Source organism: Aeromicrobium sp. P5_D10 (assembly GCF_054049535.1).
Genome location: NZ_JBFUME010000002.1, coordinates 498,443 through 516,216, shown reverse-complemented (window position 1 = coordinate 516,216; position 17,774 = coordinate 498,443). Strand labels below are relative to the sequence as shown.

The following is a 17,774-nucleotide window of genomic DNA, read 5'->3' as shown; positions in this document are numbered from 1 at the left end:
CGATTGCCCGACACTGCTCAGCGTCGGGCGATCGCGTACTCGACCCGCGATGCCCGGAATTCCATGTGTAAATCGATGAGCGACAGCGCGAATCTCTGAGTACCGAACCACGAGAAGTCCTTCACTTGCCCGCGATATTCGCCGTGCCGGTCATTGATCGGTCCACCGTCGTGCGCGCAAAGGATAAGGCGGACATCGTCAAGTGTGAAAATGACATCGGCGTTGGTCAGGCATCCCTCGACATAGGCCACGTCGCCGAATGCGAACGTCAGCCGTAGTTGTTCGCGAACCGGTTCAAACGCGATCTGCGTGCAGTCGGCATCGTGGAGATAGATCAGGTCGCCCGACTGGTCATAGAACTCATACAGCCACGGATCGTCCTCCGCGAAGCCAATCAGTTCGGGACGTATTTCCCGCTCCACTGCTGATAGGTGCTGACTCTGTTGTCGCCTGAATCTCGTGCCGTTGCCTCGCGCTGAATTGACCTTTCGGTCGTCACCCGCGTCGAGCAACCGGCCAGACTCTCACGAAACGCGCCTGCCGGTCAACAAGCGTCACACCAAGCGCCCGAAGGGCAGTTGTCGCCGGGAAACCCACTTAGTGCGCGTACTGCCCGCTGCACGCGACAGGCGTGGCGTACGAGGCACCGGGTCAGTACAGCTAGACCTCAAATGCGACAGCCCATCAGCCCTGAGGCTGATGGGCTGTTCGTCTCTGGCTGGTTACGAGCGCTTGGCCAACCGGTAGATACCGTAGATAACGGCCAACAAAAAGTCGACGACCATCCACATGACGATGATGAGGGCCACACCGAGGCCCGTGCCGATATCCTCGGCGTCATTGCAGGCCTCCTGACTCAGCGACCCGCAGTCAGTCGCATCGCCGCCGCTGCTACCCGCCCCAGCGATGATCCAAATGATGAACAGCACCTGCACGGCCATGAAGAACCAAAGGAAGACGCGCTTCTTCTTCTTTTTCGGCTCTGCGTGTGACGTTGCCTCCGGTGCGGCTGATGACTGGTAGTGGTCCGTCCAGTCATCGCCGTCGAACCAACGCTGTCGGCCGGAGTCGTCTGCGTAGAAGCCTGCCGGCGGCTTAGCGCCGCCGCCGCTCGGCGGGTTGTTCATGTCAGTCATGCGGGGAAATCCTCCCGAGAAGAAGTGTGACGCGCCAATGTAACCGGCTGTGACAGTTGCTTTCGCCGTTTCCTCAGGAATGGCTCAGAATGACTATGCCCAGCGCATAAATCCACCCCCGGCCAGGACCGAAGAGAATGGGACTTCGTAGACGCCCAGGAATGCGAATCGACAACCCGTGTCTCTACTACCCACGTCACCCGACCGGGTCGCGTACAGCTGACCCCGCAACGATAGGTTTCGTCGATGGTCAGTGGATACGAGAAGTTCCTCATCATCAGCGTGGCTGCATGTTCGATCGCCGTCACTGGAGGGATACTTTGGCTCGCCTACTTGGCGTACATCGGGAAGTTCTCGCACACCGCAGTTCCTCCTACGCGTAGTCAGACCGAGATGCTGTCCAAGCTGACCACAAACTGGCAGCAGCGGTGGCCGGGAGTCAGACCCGTGGGTCATGAATTGCCGAACAACGTGCCTGACCGTTGGGTTCGCTTCCACAGCTTGCCCCATTCGAAGCGGTACGCGGCCACTCCGTCCGAGTACGCGACACCTGTTGGACCGGCATCACGCAGTATTGGCCGAACTCATCGCCACCTCAGCCGATAAAACGCTGATCGCCATGACTTGCTCTTGGTCACAAGACTCGCGTCCCCGAAAGCGCTCAGCAGAGTTAGAACGCGCAGCTCCACAGGCCGCACTCTGGAAGAGCATCGTCGAGGACAACTCCGACGCCGACCATCTCGCATGGCTTCATCTCTACGTCACTCGGCACCACGCGACGTCCGAACTCAACCGACTGCTCAAGCTCGTGGCGGACGATGTGACCGCGGGCGTCATCATCGCGGACGAAGAGCTGACCTGGCTCTACCACCCGTACGACGGTGGTGCGGACGTTATCGCGCCCTCGGAGGAGATGAGAGATGCGCTCCGCGACACGTACTCGAACTGGCTCTCAGCTCATCCCCAAGGCTTGTGATCTTGAGCCAATCATCGTGTTAGCGGTGCACTAGCGTCCACGGGGACGCCCGACATGGACGCCAACGCACCGCCCCCGGTGTGCGATGGGGCCCGACTCTAGGGTCAGCCCACCGTGACGTGCGTGCCCAGGACGCACTGTTTGATCGCCGCCTGATGTTTCCGGAGTTGGCGGATCATCAACTCGGCTGCCTCGTCCGCGTCCCCAGATCTGATCGCGTGCATGAGCTGGGGGTAGTCATCGAGGAAGGGCTTGAGCCGCAGCGTGTTCTCCGTCAACAGGAGCAGAGCCCGCTCCAGTTCGTCGACGACCTCGGAGACGCCCTCGGCGAGGCGGTTGTTGCCGGATTGACGGGCGAGTTCCTTGTGGAATGAAGCGTTCAGATCCGCGAGGTGCTGCGCGGGCTCGGGCTCATCGCGTTCGACCACGGCAGTGATCTCGCGGGAGTACGAGTCCAGAAGTTCGAGATCCGCTTTGCCCGTGGCATACCGCTCAGTGACGAGTTTGATCGTCAGAGGTTCGAGCACTTCTCGAAGTTGGAAGATCTCCTCGAGGTCGTGCAGGCTGACCGCCGACACGACATAGCCCATGCGGGCAACCGCATCGACCATGCCCAGACGCCGAAGCCGCTGTAACGCTTCCCGCGAGGGGCCACGGCTCACACCGAACCGCTCGGCCACGGCCGCCTCGACCAACACGGTGCCTGGCGGCAGCTCCGCGCTCATGATCTCGCGCTTCAGCACGTCGAAGACCCACACGGCCGCACCTACGCCCTGCGGGCGTTCGAGGGCCTCATCGGTGTCCGGCATCTCAGACCCTTCCGTGTATGACTCCCGGAGCCGGGGTTCAGACCTCGGCGAGCGTACTCGGACATCGTAAGCCCGTCCCTGGACAAATCACTGAGTAAGTCAGTAACATACTTTAAAACGGTCGCCTCCGTTCAGCGCGCTCACAGGAAGGTCGGTCATGACGCTGCCTACCGACAACTCACGCTTCGAGACCACGACCACGGCAGCACCATTGCTCGCTGACCTCACGAATCTCGGCGAGATCACCCGACTGCACAGCGCGCGTACCGACCGATTGGCCTTTGTCGACCTGCGCGATCCGGCAGCACCGGCCGGCTACTCCTACCCAGATCTGGAGCGCCTGGTCAGCGCTGCCGCCACGGAGCTGCGCAATAGGTCGTTCGAACCGGGAACCCGGATCGGCATCATGTCCGCGAACCGGATCGAGTATGTCGTGGCGTACCTCGGCATCATGCGAGCAGGACTGGTCGCGGTTCCCATCAACGTCAAGTCCGGTGCCGAAATCCTCGAGCACATCCTCGACGATGCCTCGGTCGCCATGACCTTCGTCGACCGGGCCGGGCAGGAGGCCCTGGCCGGTCGTAGCGCGGTCATCGAATTCGACGATCCGCTTTCGCCCTATCTCCCCCGGCTGCTCGACATCAGCACCGCGGTGCCGGTCGCACAGAAGATAGATGCCGATGTCGCCGAGATCCTCTACACGTCCGGCTCCAGCGGCGTGCCCAAAGGCGTGCCACTGACCCACGCCGGTCAGCTATGGGCGCTGCGTTCGCTCAGTTCCGAGATGGCCGCCCGGATCGAGACTCAGATCATCGCGCAGCCGTTGTTCCACATGAACGGCCTGATCACCCTGTGCCGCGGGATCGCGCTCGGTTTCACCACGGTCCTCTGCCCGCGATTCGACGCCGCCGCCTACGTCGCGGCGATCGAGCACTACTCGGTGACGACGGTTGCCGCGGTACCCACGATGTGGATCCGTGCGATGCGCGAAGTCGGCGACGATCGATCGAGATTGTCGAGCGTCCGGTCGTTGTCACTCGGCTCCGCGCCGGTCACCTTGGAACAGGTCAAGCGGATTTCGGAGGGAATTCCCGATGCCCAGGTCATCGTCTCGTACGGAACGACCGAGGCCGGGCCCGCCATTTTCGGGGCCCATCCTCAGCAGATCGAACGGCCACCGCTGTCATTGGGGCATCCCCTCGAAGGCTCCGAAGTCAAGCTCTCCGGAGGCGCCGACCCGGATCACGGCGTACTGATGATGCGCAACCCCGCCGTGACGAACGGCTATCACCAGCGCGACGACCTCTCGGCCGCAGTCCTCGATGACGGCTGGTACTCCAGCGGCGATCTGATGAGACGCGACGAGAACGGCTTCTACTACTTCGTCGGCCGCGCCGACGACATGTTCGTCTGCGGTGGGGAGAACATCTACCCCGGTGAACTCGAGAGCATCCTGGAGAAGCATCCGTCGATCAGCCAGGCCGCCGTGGTCTCGCTGCCCGACGACGAACGTGGCCAGATCCCCGTGGCCTTCGTGGTGCCCGTCGGCGATGCCGATCTGCGCTCCGACGACATCAAGGCGTACGTCATCGAGCGTGCACCGGCCTACCTACACCCCCGACGAGTCGCGACCAGCACCGAACTCCCGCTGGCCGGCACCAACAAGATCGATCGGCGCAGGCTGCACGAGCTCGCCACGCAGCTCGAAATGACGAACGGATGGCTACCATGAGCGACACGACTCCCGTCGACACTTCGCTGGAAGGGCTCAACGCCCTGCTCGCGACCTCTCCCTACAACGTCTTCCTCGGTCTGCGGTGCATAATCGCCGACATCGACGCCGGAACTCTGACGCTTGAGATGCCATTGCGGTCAGAACTCGAGCGGATCGCCGGAGAACCACAATTCCACGGTGGGCCGGTTGCGTCCCTGATCGACACCGCCGCGGTCTTCGCCACGATCATGGCGACCGGGACGATCGTGCCGACCATCAATCTGCGCGTCGACTACGTCAGGCCATCCAGCGGCGGAGTGCTGACCGCCACCGCGACGGTACGCCGGGCCGGCCGCAGCGTCGGCGTGGCCGATGTCGACGTCACCGACCAGCAAGGTCGGCTCACCGCGATCGGGCGCGTCAGCCTGAGCACGTCGACCGGGTAAGAACCCGCTTCCGCAATCACCGTCACCAGGCAACGAAAAGAGATCCAAAGTGCAGGCAGTAGTCATCAACGAGCACGGCGACACCGACCGCATGGAGGTCCACGACAACTGGCCGGATCCTGTCGCGGGCCCCGGATCCGTCGTCGTGGCCGTCAAAGCCTGCGCGTTGAACTACCACGATCTGTTCACGCTACGCGGCATGCCGGGCATCACGATCCCCTTTCCCCTGATCATGGGCATCGACATCGCCGGTGAGATCGCTGAGATCGGTCCCGACGTCGACGGCTGGCAGGTCGGTGACCGGGTATTGATCGATCCGTACGACACCGTCGAGCACAAGCTGGTCGGCGAGATGTCCGATGGCGGCCTGGCCGACTTCGTCGTAGTGAACGCGCGGACGCTGATGCGGCTCCCCGACGAAGTCTCGTTCGCCGATGCCGCCGCACTCCCCGTCGCCTACGGCACCGCGTACCGGATGATGGTGACCCGCGGACAGATCAAGCCCGACGAGAAGGTCCTCGTCCTCGGAGCCTCCGGCGGTGTCGGAACCGGGTGCGTGCAGTTGGCACGCCTCGCCGGCGCTCATGTGATCGCTGCCGCTTCCAGCGAGAGCAAGATCGAACAGCTCATCGCGATGGGTGCCCACGAAGGCATCAACTACCAAAGCGACGATTTCATGAAAGTCGTCCACGAGCGGCACGGAAAGCCCCGGGTCTCCGGGCGCGGTGGTCTCGATGTCGTCGTCAACTTCACCGGCGGCGACACTTGGGGTCCCTCCCTGCGAAGTCTGCGCAAGGGCGGTCGCCTGCTCAACTGCGGCGCCACCGCCGGCTACTCGGTCGAGACGGACCTGCGCTACCTCTGGACGTTCGAACTCGACCTGCTCGGATCCGACGGGTGGCTCCGTTCCGACCTCGAAGCACTGGTCGAGCTTGTTCGCAGCGGACAGTTGCGTCCCCAGATCGACCAGATCCTGCCGCTCGCGCAGGCTCGCGAAGCCTTCGACCTGCTGGAACAGCGCAAGGTCCTCGGCAAGATCATCCTCGAACCCACTCCCCGATGAAGTCGGGTCCGACAGCGGGCAAGGGCAGAGTCGACCACATCCTGGTGTCGGTTCGCGGTCTCGACGAGGCGATCGAGCGTTGGGGACGAGCCGGACTGACCGCGGTCCCCGGCGGCACTCACCCCACCGGTACGACGAATGCCCTCGTGCGCGGACGGCAGTATGCCTACCTCGAACTCATCGATGCCTCTGACGAGTCGACCCACGCGACGGCGCGCAGCGTACGGTCTCGTGTCGGACCGCTGTCATGGGCCGTCAACGTCGATGATCTCGAGGCCAGCCGCGAGCGACTGAGACAATTCGGCGTCGTCACGAGCGAACCGGTTGCCGGCAGTCGCATCGCCGCCACGGGTGAGGCCTACGCCTGGCAGTTCTGCGAGGTCACCGAAGATGCGCTGCACCCCTTCATCCCCTTCCTGATCCAATGGGAAGTCGGAATGTCGACCGGTCCAGCTGACGGCCCGGAGATCGTCTCGATGACTCTTGAAGTGCCAGACCCCGAATGGCTGAGCGAACTCCTGTCCTGCTGCGGCCTCGACCGCTCCTCGGCAGCCGGCGATCCGATCGTCCTGTCGGACGGCGAAGTGGAGATCCGACTCCGTCCCGGGAACCGCGGGATCGTCTCTGTCGGCTGGTCCAAGAGGAGCCTGAGCTCGCCATTCGTCCTGGACGGACTGGCCTGCGAGATCCATCAGTAACAGCCACGACGACGAGGATCAACCAACGTGCCGAAGACAACATCTGAGAGCCGAGCCTGGATCGCCGAGGCGATTCGACGTGTCGACGCCGACGCCAACCGCAGCGCCGACACACATCTGCACGTGCTGCCGATCCCCGCCCCGGGCATCGACCTGTACCTCAAGGACGAGTCGGTCCACCCGACCGGGAGCCTGAAGCACCGGCTGGCACGTTCGCTGTTCCTCTATGCCCTGTGCAATGGCTGGCTACGGCCAGACTCGACCGTGATCGAGGCGTCGAGTGGTTCGACCGCGGTCAGCGAGGCCTACTTCGCCAGGCTCGTCGGGCTCCCGTTCGTCGCTGTGATGCCGGCCTCGACCAGCCCCGAGAAGATCGCCCTGATCGAGTTCTACGGCGGACGCTGTCACCTGGTCGACGACCCGGGCACGGTGTACGCCGTCGCCAGAGACCTCGCGGACCAATGCGGCGGGCACTACATGGACCAGTTCACCTACGCCGAGCGGGCCACCGACTGGCGAGGCAATAACAACATCGCCGAGTCGATCTTCGACCAGCTCGCCGCCGAGCCCCACCCCTGCCCCAGCCTGATCGTGGTCGGTGCCGGTACCGGAGGCACCTCCGCGACGATCGGGCGCTTCGTGCGGTATCGCCGCTTCGACACACGCGTCGTGGTTGCCGATCCGGAGAACTCCGCGTTCTATCACGGGTGGGATGCGGACCGCTCCGACGTGACGACCGACCGCCCCTCCCGCATCGAGGGAATCGGCCGCATGCGGATCGAAGGTTCATTCGTCGGAGGTGTCATCGACGACATGGTGCGCGTCCCCGACGCCGCCTCGATCGCCGCAATGCGCTGGGTCTCGGGCATTCTCGGTCGTCCCGTCGGCGGCTCCACCGGCACCAATATCTGGGCCTCACTGCAGTTGATCGACCAGATGCGCGCCAGCGGCGAGACCGGCAGCGTCGTCACATTGCTGTGTGACGGCGGCGAACGCTACGCCCACACCTATTACGACGACAACTGGCTCACGAGCAACAACATCGACATCTCGCCCTACACCCACGCGCTCGCCGAGTTCGACTCCACCGGCGTACTCCCCGTCGTCTGAACACCGACTTCAACCGATACCAACAACACAAGGCCCCTCCCGAGATCGGGAGGGGCCTTGTGGCTAGGTCACTTCACGTACAGCGGATACGGCGTCCCCATCGAGTATTGCGAGAACCCGTCGAACGAGATCGCGGCATCGTGGGCGAAGACTGCCTTCTGCGTGTAGACCGGGATGTACCCGACCTGCTCGGCATTGGCCTTCAACGCACTGGTGACGGCCTTGAGCTGCTCCTCGCTCTGCGCCGGCGCGATGCTCGCGCCGCGGATGGCCTCATCCAGACCCGGAGCCTCCAGGTTGGCGTAGTTGGATCCGCCAGCACCCACACCGTCAGCACGCATGAGGGTGTTGGGGTAGAAGTTCGGATCCGGCGACAGGCTCGAGTACGTCGAGACCGTCAGCTCGATCTTGTGGTCGGTCGAGTCGGTCAGCCACTGGGCTCCCGGCACGCCCTTGATGTCGATCTTGATACCGATCTTGGCCGCAGCCTCCTTGAGGATCTCTGTCGTGCGGACGAAGGACGGGTATGTCGAGATCGTCTCGGCCACGATCGTGGCACCGTCGGGGTACGCCGACTGTGCCAGCTCCTTCTTGGCCGCCTCGATGTCGTACTCGTACGACGGGATCTGCGCGTACGCCGCTTCGACCTTGTCCTTCGGCAGATCCGTCCAAACCCGCTGTGACGTCATGTCGGCCGCTTCATCGCCGAAGCCCTTCAGAGCCGACTTGATGATGGCAGGACGATCCAGCAGGTGCGCCAGTGCGCGGCGGACGTGGACGTCGGCCAACGGTCCCGAGTCGGTCAGCAGCGTCACGTACCCGAGGGTCTCGGTCGGCGCGGACGTGATCTTCGCACTGGATCCGGCGAACGCGGTGCCGTCGCTGCCGACCACTCCGTCGACGTCTCCGGCACGCAGCGCCGCAGCCGCAGGAACCGACGCGGCGAAGACCAGCTTGACGGTCTTCCAGGAATCCTTGAAGTCCTTGCCAGCCTCAGCGGCACCCCACCAGGCATCGTTCTTGACCAGCGTCATGCCGGCACTGGAGTTGAAGTCGGTCGGCTTCCAGGGGCCCGTGCCCATCGTCAGCACACCCGGACCGCCGAGGTCCTTCGCATGCTTTTGAGCGAACTTCTTCTCCACGATCTGTCCGGCGTAGGCCGGTGTGTACTGCCACGACGAATCCGGCTCCTTGAGCGTCACCGTGACCTCGGAGGGACCGGTCGCCTCGATCGTCTTGACGGACTCGTACTTGCTGGCGGTCTGCGCTGTGTCCTCCTGATAGCGCCGGAGCGAGAAGACCACGTCTTCGGGAGTGACCTCCGCCCCGTTCCAGAACTTCACGCCCTTCCGCAGCGTGTACACGTACGTGACAGGGTCCGGGTTCTTGAAGGACTCGGCCAAAGCAGGCTGCACCTTGCCGGTCTCGTCGAGTTTGATGAGACCCTCCAATGCGAGACCGTTGACCCACAGAGCCGGCTGGTCATACTGCCGTGCCGGGTCGATACTCCGGACAGCTCCCGTCGCGATGGTCAAGGTCTCGCGGGGGCCATCGCCGCCCCCGCCTTTGCTGTCGGATGTCGAACTGCAAGCCGAGGTGACCAGCAACGCGCCCAGCACGACAATGCCCATGCGGAACGCGAGATAGCTCTTCTTCATGCCTTACCCATCTGTGAGTGCTTGCCCAGCCAGTCGGATGACGTTCTGGGGACTGCTTCGAGCAATTTCTTGGTGTATCCCGAGTTCGGAGAATCCAAGACGTCCGACGTGCCGGTCTCGACCAGACGACCTTTCTCGAGCACGAAGACCGAATCGGCGATCTGACGTACGACCGCGAGGTCGTGGGAAATGAACAACAGGGCGATTCCGGTGTCCCGACGGATGTCATTGAGCAGGTTCAGGATTTGCGCCTGGACCGAGACATCCAAAGCCGATACGGGCTCATCGCAGATCAACAATTCGGGCTGGAGCGCCAGCGCTCGGCCGATCGCGACCCGTTGACGCTCTCCGCCCGACAGCGCCGCCGGTCGGCGGCCGGCGTACTCCGCGCGCAATCCGACCCGATCCAGCACCTCGGCCACCGTGAGGCCCTCACGGTTTCCCGTGCTGGTGCTCTGACGAATCGCCTCGCTGAGCGTCTGCTCGACGGTCATCCGCGGATTGAGTGAGGAGTAGGGGTCCTGGAAGACGTATTGCACCTTGGAGTGCCAGGCAGTTCGATCGGACTTGGTCATCGCCGATCCGCCGGTGATGTCGATCCCGAAGACCGTCGCATCTCCTCTGGTGATCGACTCCAGACCCACCAGGCAACGGCCGAGGGTCGTCTTGCCCGAGCCTGATTCGCCGACGAGGGCGACAGCCTCTCCCTGACGGACCGTCAGCGAGACATCATGGAGCGCGGCCACCACGGACTCGCCCCTGCCGTACTCCTTGAACAGACCACTGACCGAGACGATGACGGGTGCCGAGCGGACCGAATCGAGGGTGCTCTCGGTCTGCCCGTGCTCGACTTCTTCCTGGCGTAGGTCCATGTCGTCCGCAATCTCGCCGATACGGCTGCACGCCGAGGCACGTCGGTCGTCGATCGGGACCAGCGGCGCCGGCACTTCGAGACACTTGGCGACGGCCCAGTCACAACGGTCCGCGAACCGGCAGGCCCGGTGGGCGCCACGCGCCTGGGGCAGTTCCCCCTTGATGACGGGCAACCGACCCAGACGCCGGTCCAGCGGGGGCTCGGACGCGAGCAGGCCCAGCGTGTAGGGATGTCGCGGCGCGTCAGCGAGCAACTCAGACGGACCGGCTTCCATGATCGCGCCGGCATACATCACATAGACCCGGTCGCAGGCGGAGAACGCGACCCGCAGGTCGTGCGTGATCATGATCATCGACATATTGCGTCGGCGCTGGATCGAGATCAGCAGCTTGAGCAGATCCTGCTGCGTCACGGCGTCCAATGCCGTCGTCGGTTCGTCGGCGATGATCAGTTCCGGATCGGTGGCCAGCGTCGCGGCGATGCCGACCCGCTGCCTCATTCCGCCCGAGAGCTGGAACGGATAACGCCTCGCGACGCTGGGGTCGGTGATACCCACCTCGGCCAGCCGGCGCTGAACCTCCGCCTCACGCTCGCCGCGGGACATCGCCTGATAGGCGGGCTGTTCGCGCAGCACCTCTTCGAGGTGGCGGCCGACCCGCATGAGCGGATTCAACATCGTGAACGGATCCTGCAGGATCATGCTGGCTTCGCGGCCACGCACCTTCCGCATATCTCGTTCCGACGCCGTGAGCACGCTGACTCCGCCGAGCAACGCGGTCCCGGTTGCCTTGAAACTGGGCGGGAGCAGTTGCAGGAGCGCGCGCACTGACAGCGATTTGCCACTGCCCGACTCGCCGACGATACCGATGGTCTCCCCTCGGTCCAGGTGCAGATCGACGGTGTCGACGAGAACCCGAGTGCTGTCCTTGGTGTGATGACTGATCGAGAGATCGGTGACGTCAAGCAGACGTGTGGTCGACTCAGGCACGGTCGAGTCCTTTCGAGGAGAGGCGTTCGAACGCGTAGTCGCCGAGGACGTTGACGCTCACGGCCGCCAGGATGATCGCCAGGGCCGGGCCCACTGCCGTGAGCGGGTTCTCCAGGAGGATCGACTGGCTCTCGGCCAGCATCGCGCCCCAGTCGGCACTCCCCGGTGTCGAGCCCAGACCCAGGAACGACAGGGCCGACAGGTTGATCAATGCGAAGGCGAAGCTCAAGAACGCATGCGAGACCGCGAGCGGCAGGACATTGGGCCAGATGTGGCGGAACATGACCCGCTTGCGCGACAACCCCATGGTCTGGGCCGCTTCGACGTACGGCCGCGATCGCTGTTCGATCGTGGCCGCGCGAACCAGCCGGGTGTCGTACGGTGCGGACAGGAACATGATCACGAACACCGCGACCCAGTAGCCGCCGCCCAGCACGCCGATCGCCACGATCGCGATGAGGACGCCGGGGAGCGCGTACATCAGATCGACCCAACGCATGATGGCCGCTTCGGCGAACTTGCCCATGTATCCGGCCACCAGACCCAGGACCGAGCCGATGACGAAGGCACCGACCGCGATGATGAGCGGACCGTACAGAGCGGTGCGGGCCCCGAGCACCAATCGGCCGAAGATATCGCGGCCGAGATCGTCCGTGCCGAGCCAATGCTCGCCCGAAATACCCTGCAGGCCATTGGTCAGGTCCTGCACATTCGCGTCACGGAACAGCAACGAGCCGAAGACTCCGGCGATGACGACGCAGGTCAGGTAGGCCGAGCACAGCAGCACCCCGATCGTCGGCCGTTTGCGCCGAGTGCGCCGTCCCGTCGTGACGGGAGTCAACGGGTCGGGTCCCGTGGAGATCTCCGAGCTCATCGATTGTCCCCATTCTCGGCGATGCGCGGATCCACGAACAGATACGCGAGGTCAGTCAGCAGGTTGATCAAGAAGATGGTCGCGGCCATCACCAGGGTCACGCCCTGGACGACCGGGAGGTCCTTTTGCTGGACCGCCGTGACCAGCAGGCTGCCGAGTCCCGGTAGCGCGAACGTGGCCTCGACCACGACGGCGCCCACCATGACGAAGCTCAGCACGACACTCGCCGCGGTGATCACAGGTACGAGCGAGTTCCGCAGGATGTAGGTGAACAGGATGCGGCGGGGCTTGAGGCCCCGTGCTCGTGCCGCCACGATGTAGTCCTGCCCGGCCACCTCGATGACTGCCGTCCGCGTGTATCGCACCACGAGGGCTATCGCTGCGGTGCTGAGAGCCGTCGCCGGCAGGATCAGATGGGCCAGCCGGTCCATTCCTCCGGAGCCGCCGCCGATGGCCGGGAGCCAGTTGAGCTGCCCGGCGAACACGATGATCAAGAGGATGCCGACTGCGAACGACGGCGCGCTGACCGAGATCATCGAAGCCTGCGAGACCACGCGGTCGAGGAGCCGCCCGCGCTTGAGCCCTGCGGCCATGCCCATCGGAATACCGAGGATCATCGTGATCGCGAAGGTCAGCGCACCGAGCTGTGCGGTGATGCCGGCGCGTTCGGCGATCGCCGACGACACGCCCTGGCCCGTCAGCACCGACTGACCCAGATCGAAGTGGGCCGCGTTGTACAGCCAGTTCCAGTACTGGGTCAGGAACGGGTCGTCCAGGTTGTAGAGCGCTCGGATCGCCTCGAGGGTCTCGGGGGTTGCCGGCAAGGTGCCGAGCAGGAGCCGGACCGGGTCGCCTGGCGCCAGGGCCAGCAGCGAGTAGATGCCGAACGAGTAGACGACCAGCAAGATAGCCGCTCCGGCAAGGCGTCCGAGGACGTACCGAATGGTGGAGCGCAATGTCATTGCGAGCTAGCTCCATTTCGTGCGATGGGAAGGGCGCGACAGCAGATGCCGCCCGGAGGATGTGTGCCAGGACACAACTTCCATTTGTCGGAACGTACTCGCATGTTGATAAACATGTCAAGCCTCTCGAAATGTGAAATACACGATGGAAAACCGCAGGGAAAACTGCACCCGCGGCCACTCGGGAAAGGGGGAACCGCCCCGGCTCGCAAGACCTGCTGGCCGGGGGCGAAAGCTCTTCAGAAGAACGCCCGGGACGAGGACGTCACCGACGTGCGGTGAGCCTTTCGAGACGGGACGGGATCGAGTTCAGATCAGGTCGCATCGACATGCGCCGTGGCCCGCTGGGCGTCCATGATCGTCCCCCACGGCGGAACGATCGGCTCGCCGGCCGGCGGGTCGTCCGGCAACAGCGCGTCGAACAACGTACGCAGGTTCTCCCGCAGATGTCGCACGACGGCTGCCCTGGCGCGTTCGGCATCCTTCGCCGCGATCGCGTCGTACATCTCCTGATGCTCGGGATCATTGAAGAAGACGTACGACTGACTCAGATATCCGGGCATGAGCGCCCAGAACCGCTGCATCTCGTCTTGCAGCGCGCCGATCATCGCGACGAGACGCCGATTGCCTGAGATCTCCGCGATCATCTGATGGAACGACCTATGGAGACCGCCCATCGTCTCGACCACTTCTGGGTCGTTGGAGGGTCGCTTCGCGAGCCGTTTGACCTCAGCCATGGCGTTCTTGTTGGCCACGTCGAAGGCCGCCGCATGATCGGGGGTGAACGCTGCCGCGGCCAGTTCGGCGGCCAGACATTCAAGCCGGATCCTGATCTGGAACAGATCGCGCACCTCGTCGAGGTTGATCGGGGTCACGGTGTAGCCGATACGCGGCTGGGCGACGAGATAGCCCTCGGCCACCAAACGCTTGAGAGCATCGTGCGCCGGTGTACGGCTGACGTTCATCTCCTGGGCGATCTGATGTGCGGCAAGGACTTGGCCCGGGCGTGCCTGACCGGTCAGGATCCGTGCCTTGATGTGCGCATAGACCGTGCCGGCGAGGCCTCCACTCGCTGCGTCCTTCATCGGATGATCCCCTCTAGCTGCTGGATGTCGTCATGAATCATGTCGTGCGAGGTGTCGTCGTGAGGCGGCCGAGCCCGGCTCGACCTCACCTTGATCGGCTCCATCATGGCAGCGCAGCCTCCAGAAAATCGATGATTGAGTTCCACGCTGTGACCCGGGCGTCCGCCGTACCCTTCCTGGTGCCGCCGTAGGCGTACCTCACGCCGTTGACAGGGTGCACCGTGGACGTGACGACGGGCGTGTACGGCAACGACAGATTGTGGCCGGCATTCGGCAGGATCACCCGGCGCAGATCGCACGACGATGTCGCGGTGTCCGCCCGGCGCAGCAGGACGTCGCTGAGCGCTACCGCATCCCACATGGCATCGTCGTCGCCGCAGACCAGCAGCACGGAGCAATCGCCCTGTTCGATGGGGATCTCGGCTTCCTCGAGCTCGTCGGGCGGCGTCGCCTCGACCGCAGCGCGGAATCCGGGTGTTGCCTCGACGGCACCGTCGACGACTGCCGAGTGCAGCGGCACCAAATCCTCCGCCGTCACGGTCGGCACCGGACGTCCGGCGAGGGTCCAGGCAGCGCCATCGCGACCGTCCGAGGTGAACGACCCCCAGACGTAACCGCTCGGGGCGACTGCCACGACGGCTTTGATCCCGGGAATGTGCGAGCCCAGCAGCAGGCTCAATTCGGCACCCCGCGACTGGCCCTTCACCGCGATCGAATCGGCCCGCACGGCGCGATGGGCTGCGAGCCACTCCACAGCGCTGCGGAAGTATTCCAGCGGCTGTTCGAACAGGTCATCCGGCCGGCCGGGATAGTTGAAGTAGGCGAGCGCGAGGCACACGAAGCCGCGGCTCGCGAGCAACTCGGCTTCCTCGCGGTTGATCCCGCCACCCGATCCGGTGAGCGTGATGACCGCCGGTCTGGGTCCTGTGCCGGACGGGAGATACAGCCGGCCCGCGAGCGGCGCCTCCAGCTCATAGGATGTGACTCCGCTGGCCCTGAATTCACGGATATACCGGCCCTCAGCGCAGGCGTCGTCCTGGACGGCTTTCACAGTCCACACCAGCTCGCCGCCGTGCGCCGGCTGCTTCGCCGTGCCGCTGCGTTCGAGCGCCCACAGCAGTGTGGCCGGATCGGGTTCGTCGAATCCGTCGAGCGCGGTCGTGCCGAGGTCCACGACGCCGGCCGCGTCGGCTGTCGCGCTGAACGTGCCATCCCACTCGGCGTCCTGGTAGTCCAAGAGACGCACCTCGAATCCGACGCGACGGCCGGGCGAAGCGCCCGTCACCCGCACGGTGAACGGGGCATCGGCAGGCATGCGTGCGGCGAGACCCTCGAGCTTCAGCGTCATAGGGCACCTTCGGTCTCGCCCGGTACGACGAGATGTCGATCGAACCAGTCGATGATGGCGTCGATCCGCGCGATCCGGTGACTTGGCAGACCCGAGTCGTGGAACATGTGACTCGCGCCGGGAAATGACAACAGTTCGGTCTGTTTACCCGCGCGTTTCAGCGCGGAGAACAGCTGCCGGCCCTGTCCGGGGGCACACCGCAGGTCTCGCTCTGCCACGATGACGAGCACCGGCATCGTGACATCGTGCACGTGGGCCAGAGGCGACTTCTCCCACTGGACTGCGGGATCCGCGCCGATGTAGAGGAGCGTGTAGTCGAAATCATCGTCGACATCGCAGTCACGCCAATCGACGGAGGGCCGGTCGCTGATCGCCGCGGCGAATCGATCCGATCTCGCCGCCAGCCACGCTGCCATGAATCCGCCGTATGAAGCTCCGACCACGCCCACCCGGTCGGGGTCGCCGTCGTATTCCGCGATGGCCAGGTCAACCAGCGCCGTCAGATCCTTGACATCGACATCGCCGAATGACTCACGCACTGCACGTCCATGCTCGGCTCCGTAACCCGACGACCCCCGTGGATTTCCCATCACGACGAGATAGCCGGCGTCGACACAGGCCTGAGCCTGGTCGAGCAGTCGCCAGCCGAATTGCCGGTAGGGCCCGCCGTGGACCGCGAGGACTACCGGAAAAGGCCCCGTGCCTGCGGGTCGCAGCACCCAGCCGTGCACGGGGTAGCCGTCCGAGGCCTCCCCTGCGATCTCGCGCATAGCATGTATCGACGTCGTCGACAACAGCCCCGACCCGAAATCGGTCAGCGTCTGCCGGACACCGTCGGACAGTGTCACGACCTCACCGGCATTCGTGTCGTCGGCGACCGAGGCCACGATCGTGCTCTCGACGACGTCGAAGCCGATCACCTGTTCCGGACCCGCGATCACGTCGCTGATCTCCCCCGAGCCGTCGATGCGAACCAGGTCGACAGCTCCCCGTCGCTCGATCATCGCCAGAACGTCGGAGTCATCGATCCTGAGAGCAGGGCCTTCGGTCAGATGGACGATGTCAACGGCCTCTGGCGAGGTCAACCGCCGTGCGGGTCCGCCACCCACGAGATCGGCGACCCAGAGCCCGGTGGTGTTGAAGAATGTCTCGTTGACCAGCCCGCCGATCTCCGAGCCCAAGAAGTAGAGCTTGTCGCCCGCTGTGTTGAAGACCGGCCCTCCGGCCCTCAGCGTCGTCGAGGTGACCTGCTGGGTCCTGTGATCGGTCAATGACATGACGAAGACGTCGCGCGCCGGCACCGCGTCACGGTTCTCGTGGCGGGCCGAGGCGAAGGCCAACCGGCCGCCGTCCTGGCTCCAGGCGAGATCTTGATGATCGGCATCGCCGGATGTCAGCTGGACCGGCTCCGCACCATCGAGCCCGACGAGGAAGATGTGTGCCCGGCGGTCGTTCGTGTAGCCCAGGCCGTCCGCGCGATAGCGCAAGCTCGTGATCCTGCGGGGCGGCTCACTCGCCGCGGTCAGTCCGATCGGTTGGACATATCGCCCGTCTTCCGGGACACGTGCGACGTAGGCGATGCTTGTGGAATCGGGAGCCCACCTGGGCTCGGAGATCCCCAGCGGATGGGCCGTCACGCGACGAGGGGCCCCGCCTTCGGCAGGCATCACGTTGAGCTGCGGACCTGTGGCCGGGTCGAGACGCAGGAACGCCAGCCACTGCCCGTCAGGCGACCAGACCGGCTCGGTATCGAGTTCGCCGGCGGCTATCGCAGTGGGCGGCGCCGTGGCGTCGAGCGGGACCAGCCAGAGATCGGCGCGGTATCGATCGCCCGCGAGGTCGATGCGCTTGACCGAGACCGCCGCATGACGCCGGTCGGGCGACAGGCTCGGCGCTCCCGGCAGTCGTAGCAGACCAAGATCAGTGGCCTTCACCACCGCACCCCGATCGGCAGTTCGTCAGCCATCTTCGAACACCTCTCACCGCTTCGGCCCGCTCGCATTGCCCAAAACCTACACACGGCAAATTGACAT

17 protein-coding genes are annotated in these 17,774 nt (G+C 64.5%); 7 read left to right on the top strand and 10 right to left on the bottom strand.

Features of this window, described 5'->3' with window-relative positions; all coding sequences use genetic code 11:
• Positions 1 to 17: 17 nt before the first annotated feature.
• Both ACXJKC_RS04155 and ACXJKC_RS04150 read right to left on the bottom strand, forming a co-directional pair.
• Complete coding sequence (locus ACXJKC_RS04155) at positions 18 to 512, bottom strand: hypothetical protein (RefSeq protein ID WP_456695411.1); 495 nt, start codon at positions 510 to 512, stop codon at positions 18 to 20.
• A gap of 210 nt (positions 513 to 722) precedes the next feature.
• Positions 723 to 1,136, bottom strand: a complete 414-nt coding sequence (locus tag ACXJKC_RS04150) for a DUF2510 domain-containing protein (RefSeq protein ID WP_456695410.1) — start codon at positions 1,134 to 1,136, stop codon at positions 723 to 725.
• Between the two features lie 246 nt (positions 1,137 to 1,382).
• On the opposite strand from ACXJKC_RS04150, the gene ACXJKC_RS04145 reads away from it, so the two are divergent.
• On the top strand, positions 1,383 to 1,742 hold the full coding sequence (locus ACXJKC_RS04145; RefSeq protein ID WP_456695409.1) for a DUF3885 domain-containing protein: 360 nt from the start codon (positions 1,383 to 1,385) through the stop codon (positions 1,740 to 1,742).
• Positions 1,690 to 2,112: a DUF3885 domain-containing protein gene (locus ACXJKC_RS04140; protein ID WP_456695408.1), complete on the top strand. Its 423-nt coding sequence runs from the start codon at positions 1,690 to 1,692 to the stop codon at positions 2,110 to 2,112. Before ACXJKC_RS04145 ends, ACXJKC_RS04140 begins: the two co-directional genes overlap by 53 nt.
• A 104-nt stretch (positions 2,113 to 2,216) precedes the next feature.
• On the opposite strand, the gene ACXJKC_RS04135 is transcribed toward ACXJKC_RS04140, so the two are convergent.
• Positions 2,217 to 2,921: a GntR family transcriptional regulator gene (locus ACXJKC_RS04135; RefSeq protein WP_456695407.1), complete on the bottom strand. Its 705-nt coding sequence runs from the start codon at positions 2,919 to 2,921 to the stop codon at positions 2,217 to 2,219.
• 157 nt (positions 2,922 to 3,078) lie between these two features.
• On the opposite strand from ACXJKC_RS04135, the gene ACXJKC_RS04130 reads away from it, so the two are divergent.
• The 5 genes from ACXJKC_RS04130 to ACXJKC_RS04110 are packed head-to-tail and all read left to right on the top strand — an operon-like array spanning position 3,079 to position 7,952.
• Positions 3,079 to 4,653: a class I adenylate-forming enzyme family protein gene (locus ACXJKC_RS04130; RefSeq protein ID WP_456695406.1), complete on the top strand. Its 1,575-nt coding sequence runs from the start codon at positions 3,079 to 3,081 to the stop codon at positions 4,651 to 4,653.
• Entirely contained in the window at positions 4,650 to 5,081 is a 432-nt protein-coding gene (locus ACXJKC_RS04125; protein WP_456695405.1) for a PaaI family thioesterase, read from the top strand. Before ACXJKC_RS04130 ends, ACXJKC_RS04125 begins: the two co-directional genes overlap by 4 nt.
• Positions 5,082 to 5,130: 49 nt before the next feature.
• A complete protein-coding gene (locus ACXJKC_RS04120; protein ID WP_456695404.1) occupies positions 5,131 to 6,144 on the top strand; it encodes a quinone oxidoreductase family protein in 1,014 nt (337 codons plus the stop codon).
• A complete protein-coding gene (locus ACXJKC_RS04115; protein WP_456695403.1) occupies positions 6,141 to 6,842 on the top strand; it encodes a VOC family protein in 702 nt (233 codons plus the stop codon). Before ACXJKC_RS04120 ends, ACXJKC_RS04115 begins: the two co-directional genes overlap by 4 nt.
• 27 nt (positions 6,843 to 6,869) lie before the next feature.
• On the top strand, positions 6,870 to 7,952 hold the full coding sequence (locus ACXJKC_RS04110; protein ID WP_456695402.1) for a PLP-dependent cysteine synthase family protein: 1,083 nt from the start codon (positions 6,870 to 6,872) through the stop codon (positions 7,950 to 7,952).
• 68 nt (positions 7,953 to 8,020) lie between these two features.
• On the opposite strand, the gene ACXJKC_RS04105 is transcribed toward ACXJKC_RS04110, so the two are convergent.
• From ACXJKC_RS04105 to ACXJKC_RS04075, 7 genes are all read right to left on the bottom strand, one after another.
• Positions 8,021 to 9,610 (bottom strand): ABC transporter substrate-binding protein, encoded by a 1,590-nt coding sequence (locus tag ACXJKC_RS04105; RefSeq protein WP_456695401.1) that lies wholly within the window; start codon positions 9,608 to 9,610, stop codon positions 8,021 to 8,023.
• On the bottom strand, positions 9,607 to 11,472 hold the full coding sequence (locus ACXJKC_RS04100; RefSeq protein ID WP_456695400.1) for a dipeptide ABC transporter ATP-binding protein: 1,866 nt from the start codon (positions 11,470 to 11,472) through the stop codon (positions 9,607 to 9,609). Before ACXJKC_RS04100 ends, ACXJKC_RS04105 begins: the two co-directional genes overlap by 4 nt.
• Positions 11,465 to 12,346, bottom strand: a complete 882-nt coding sequence (locus ACXJKC_RS04095) for an ABC transporter permease (protein ID WP_456695399.1) — start codon at positions 12,344 to 12,346, stop codon at positions 11,465 to 11,467. Before ACXJKC_RS04095 ends, ACXJKC_RS04100 begins: the two co-directional genes overlap by 8 nt.
• A complete protein-coding gene (locus ACXJKC_RS04090; protein ID WP_456695398.1) occupies positions 12,343 to 13,308 on the bottom strand; it encodes an ABC transporter permease in 966 nt (321 codons plus the stop codon). Before ACXJKC_RS04090 ends, ACXJKC_RS04095 begins: the two co-directional genes overlap by 4 nt.
• 314 nt (positions 13,309 to 13,622) lie before the next feature.
• Positions 13,623 to 14,393 (bottom strand): GntR family transcriptional regulator, encoded by a 771-nt coding sequence (locus tag ACXJKC_RS04085; RefSeq protein WP_456695397.1) that lies wholly within the window; start codon positions 14,391 to 14,393, stop codon positions 13,623 to 13,625.
• Positions 14,394 to 14,496: 103 nt separating this feature from the next.
• Positions 14,497 to 15,741 carry an acyl-CoA thioester hydrolase/BAAT C-terminal domain-containing protein gene (locus tag ACXJKC_RS04080; RefSeq protein ID WP_456695396.1) on the bottom strand — a complete coding sequence of 415 codons (1,245 nt, stop codon included), beginning with the start codon at positions 15,739 to 15,741 and terminating at the stop codon, positions 14,497 to 14,499.
• Positions 15,738 to 17,675 (bottom strand): S9 family peptidase, encoded by a 1,938-nt coding sequence (locus ACXJKC_RS04075; protein ID WP_456695395.1) that lies wholly within the window; start codon positions 17,673 to 17,675, stop codon positions 15,738 to 15,740. Before ACXJKC_RS04075 ends, ACXJKC_RS04080 begins: the two co-directional genes overlap by 4 nt.
• Between the last annotated feature and the right edge of the window lie 99 nt (positions 17,676 to 17,774).